The sequence below is a fragment of the Lysinibacillus sp. GbtcB16 genome (assembly GCF_019091145.1).
Classification (GTDB): domain Bacteria; phylum Bacillota; class Bacilli; order Bacillales_A; family Planococcaceae; genus Lysinibacillus; species Lysinibacillus fusiformis.
In genome coordinates this window covers 1-252 of the sequence record NZ_JAGXJV010000648.1, presented here as the reverse complement: position 1 = coordinate 252, position 252 = coordinate 1, and the positions used below count along the sequence as shown (strand labels likewise).

Annotated in this window: 1 pseudogene; it reads left to right on the top strand. The window is 30.2% G+C overall.

What is annotated here, in order from left to right:
- Window positions 1-72: 72 nt before the first annotated feature.
- Window positions 73-252, top strand: a pseudogene (locus KVT27_RS25515) (hypothetical protein); the annotation flags it as partial.

The window sequence follows — 252 nt, the reverse complement described above, 5'->3', positions numbered from 1 at the left end:
CGGCTTTTTTTAATTTAGTTCAAACATTAAACCGAACGATAATGCTGAAACAAGAAGGAGAAGAGGACAAAAATGTCACAATTTAAATTCGAGTATGAAAAAACGTATAAAGAAGTAGATGTAGCAGGTAAGCTTTTCAAAGTAGAATTCAATGATGATGCGTTAAATAAATACCAAAAATCATTAATACGTTTCGAAAAATCTTCAAAAGAACTACAGAAATTTATACCGGATTCCGAAAATGCTACAGAT